Origin of the sequence: Mesorhizobium sp. M7A.F.Ca.US.005.03.2.1 (assembly GCF_003997795.1) — a bacterium.
Taxonomy (GTDB): Bacteria; Pseudomonadota; Alphaproteobacteria; order Rhizobiales; family Rhizobiaceae; genus Mesorhizobium; species Mesorhizobium ciceri.
In genome coordinates this window covers 1-1,533 of the sequence record NZ_RZRP01001150.1, presented here as the reverse complement: position 1 = coordinate 1,533, position 1,533 = coordinate 1, and the positions used below count along the sequence as shown (strand labels likewise).

The 1,533-nt window shown below is 53.2% G+C and carries 3 protein-coding genes; all 3 read right to left on the bottom strand.

Going from position 1 to position 1,533, the window contains the following annotated elements; all coding sequences use genetic code 11:
* Window positions 1-115: 115 nt before the first annotated feature.
* Window positions 116-622 carry a GNAT family N-acetyltransferase gene (locus tag EN991_RS35655; RefSeq protein WP_164754003.1) on the bottom strand — a complete coding sequence of 169 codons (507 nt, stop codon included), beginning with the start codon at window positions 620-622 and terminating at the stop codon, window positions 116-118.
* A 237-nt stretch (window positions 623-859) separates the two neighbouring features.
* Window positions 860-1,276 (bottom strand): hypothetical protein, encoded by a 417-nt coding sequence (locus EN991_RS35650; RefSeq protein WP_127370482.1) that lies wholly within the window; start codon window positions 1,274-1,276, stop codon window positions 860-862.
* Between the two features lie 32 nt (window positions 1,277-1,308).
* Window positions 1,309-1,533 (bottom strand): hypothetical protein (locus EN991_RS40500; RefSeq protein ID WP_206519328.1); only part of this gene is annotated, 225 nt, incomplete at its 5' end.

Genomic DNA, 1,533 nt, shown 5'->3' with positions numbered 1-1,533 from the left:
CCCCATCGAGGGGAGGGTAACCCATCATGCGCCGCGCTTTATAATGGCGGGCGAACATAGCAAATGGTGCACTGTCACCGTAATTCTGTCACCGAAATTCGTTCACCGTCAACGCTCATGACAGCGAAAGCCTCATCAGCGGGCGGGCCGCATCGCGGTGCGCGACGGCTTGAAACCCTGCGCTCTCGAAGGTCGATACATACCCACTACCCGTTGCGCTCGGCGACTTGCCGCCATCGAGCGGCATCGCCTCGATCGCCTTCGCGCCATGTCGTCTTGCGTGAGCGATGCTCGCCTCGATCAGCGTTCGCGTCATCCCGCGGCGACGATAGCCCTTGCGGACGTAGAAGCAGGAGATGAACCATGTCTCTTCCCTGCGATCTTCTGCCCCGATCCATCTTTTCTTCAGGTAAGGCACGGCTTCGATGGGCGTGATTTGGCACCACCCGACGGCCATTTCTCCATCGAAGGCCAAAAGGCCCTGAGGCACATCGCCCGATAGCGCCGCTTGCTGAAATTCGTGCCGATTCCGATCGGGCGGCTGCTTTCGGTAAGCCGGGCCGATCCTGCCATACATGCACCAGCAACGACCGACAGGCCCGCTCGCCGAAAACAGATCCACGAGTGCCGGCCAATTCTGTCGAGAAAGCGGTTCGACTCGAAAGCTCATTGCCCACAAACGCCGACAGTCGCCATCGGGTTCGGTTGCCGCGCAGCAATGTCCGCTTTCTCGTCCATCGCGACGGCGCCGAAGCGGAGCTGTTTCGCGATCAGGCCGGGTTTTGGGTTCGCCCAAAGCGATGGTCAAGCGAGCGTGGTTAAAAGTGCACTGTCACCGCAATTCGCAATTGCCAGAAAGTCAGTCCATTTTTCGGTTCGAAAGTGCGTTAAAAACATTGTTGTAGACGTTGCTAATTTCCCAGCCCCTACTCTCAAAATAACTCTCAACAACCTCAAGGACCCAATTCGCGAACTCAGGTCCGTCCATCCACCTTTTCCTCACTACAAGACCCCAGAGTAGAAAAATAAATCTACGGTCGTATGAATATTCGTGGGATATCTTCCGGGAAAATAAATCAACGAATTCGCCGTATTTTTCCTTAGAATCCTCATCAAATTCAGATTTCAAGTTTGAACGTATGAAATCCAAAAATACAGAGTATCTCAATCTTTCTACTTCAGAAATGCCAATATCGATTGCCGCGAGAATTTCTGCGACAGTTTCTCTGACAACGATCTCGATAGGAAATTTACCTACTATATCTACTATATCCACTTTTTGTTTTCCCGTTACGACCCATCGCCGGCTTAATATTTGACGCCCAGAGAATTCATCACGCTGCGACACGATGAACACGGTCCCATTTGCGCCCCTGTCGGTCCAGGCAGGGTCCTGCCGATGGATGCGGTACCTACCGACAGGTTCTGGGGGTTTTCTCCTGCATTCATTGCTTTTGATATAGCGTCAATTTCGCCGCAACAGCCATGCGCTTGTGATTTTTGTGTCACATTTGCGAGCGCCTCGTCCACTGT